1 protein-coding gene is annotated in these 1,396 nt (G+C 67.8%); it reads left to right on the top strand.

Annotated features, from left to right (window positions below; genetic code table 11):
• Nucleotides 1-252 precede the first annotated feature (252 nt).
• Nucleotides 253-1,353 (top strand): IS110 family transposase, encoded by a 1,101-nt coding sequence (locus tag ACGFIF_RS44325; RefSeq protein WP_393163982.1) that lies wholly within the window; start codon nt 253-255, stop codon nt 1,351-1,353.
• The last annotated feature ends 43 nt before the right edge of the window (nt 1,354-1,396 follow it).

The raw sequence follows: 1,396 nt of genomic DNA, 5'->3' as shown, positions 1-1,396 counted from the left end.
GAGAGTTGTGAGGATGATGGCGTGCTGTCCCGAACCGCGGTTTGACTCGCGTGAGAGCAGACCGGCGTGTCCTGGCTTGGATCTGTCGACCGTTGGTTCGGGACGGTGCTTGCTGTCACCGGTCCGGCGGAGCGTGTCCCAATAGGGGCCTTGCCGTGAACAAGGCGCCATCACAGCTTTGACCGCTCCTGCCGGCCCGGTGCTGGCCATCGTGTGCCCGTAGCGAACAGGAGTCCGACAGCCGTGACCAGCATGCCCCATCAGCAGCCCGCCGACCACCGTGGTGTCGTGGAGGAGGTGGTGCTGGGTGTGGACACTCATAAGGACACTCATGTTGCGGCCGTGGTGACTGTGCTGGGCGGGGTGATCGACAGCAAGGCATTCCCCACCACCGCAGCTGGCTACCGGAGTCTGCTGAGCTGGGCGCGTGGCTTTGGCCTGGTGCGCCGGGCTGGGGTGGAATGTACCGGCTCCTACGGTGCTGGACTGACCCGCTACCTGGTCGGCGAGGGTGTCGAGGTACTGGAGGTCAACCAGCCTGACAAGGCCACCCGCCGGCGACGGGGCAAGACCGACACCATCGACGCGGAAGCTGCCGCCCGGGCGGTGGTCTCCGGCCGCGCTACGGCGACCGCGAAGACCAGCGACGGGCCGGTGGAGATGATCCGGATGCTCAAGCTGGCCAAGGATTCCGCGGTCAAGGCCCGCACGCAGGCGATCAATCAGCTCAAGGCAGTGCTGGTGTCCGCCGACGCTGGCCTGCGGGACTCGCTGGCCGGGCTGACCACCCCGATCCTGATCCGCCGTTGCGCCGAGCTGGCACCATCCGATGAAGATCATGGCGGCACCACCGCGGATGTCGCCCGTTACACGCTGGCGCTGCTGGCCTCCCGGATCCAACGCTTGACCGCCGAGGCGGACGAGCTCAAGAGCCGGCTGACCAGCGTCATCGACGCCCACACACCCCGGTTGCTGGAGCGGGTGGGTATCGGCCCGGACAACGCCGCCGCCTTGCTGATCAGCGCCGGCGACAACGCCGGCCGGCTCGGCAGCGAAGCATCCTTCGCCGCCCTGTGCGGCGTCAGCCCGGTCGAGGCGTCCTCGGGCAAAACCCAGCGCATGCGCCTCAACTACGGTGGCGACCGCCAAGCCAACGCCGCGCTGTATCGCATCGTGCTGACCCGACTGCGCTGGCACGCACCCACCCGCGCCTACCGCGACCGCCGCCTGACCGAAGGAAAGACCCGACGCGAGATCATCCGCTGCCTCAAACGGTACGTCGCCCGCGAGGTCTACTCCCTGCTGCGGCCAGCCCCGGACAACGCCGCACAACAACGGCCAGCAGCCGCATGACCACTTGACAAACATAGGGGCATCCAAGCGGTGTTCCGGTGCG

It is taken from the genome of Kribbella sp. NPDC049174, from assembly GCF_043197365.1.
Lineage (GTDB): Bacteria > Actinomycetota > Actinomycetes > Propionibacteriales > Kribbellaceae > Kribbella.
The sequence above is the reverse complement of the archived record's forward strand: the minus strand, read 5'-3'. Positions and strand labels throughout refer to the sequence as shown.

Bases quoted from the DNA above. Each gene is read 5' to 3' on its own strand.
- ACGFIF_RS44325 (WP_393163982.1), top strand. From the start codon at position 253: ATGCCCCATCAGCAGCCCGCCGACCACCGTGGTGTCGTGGAGGAGGTG.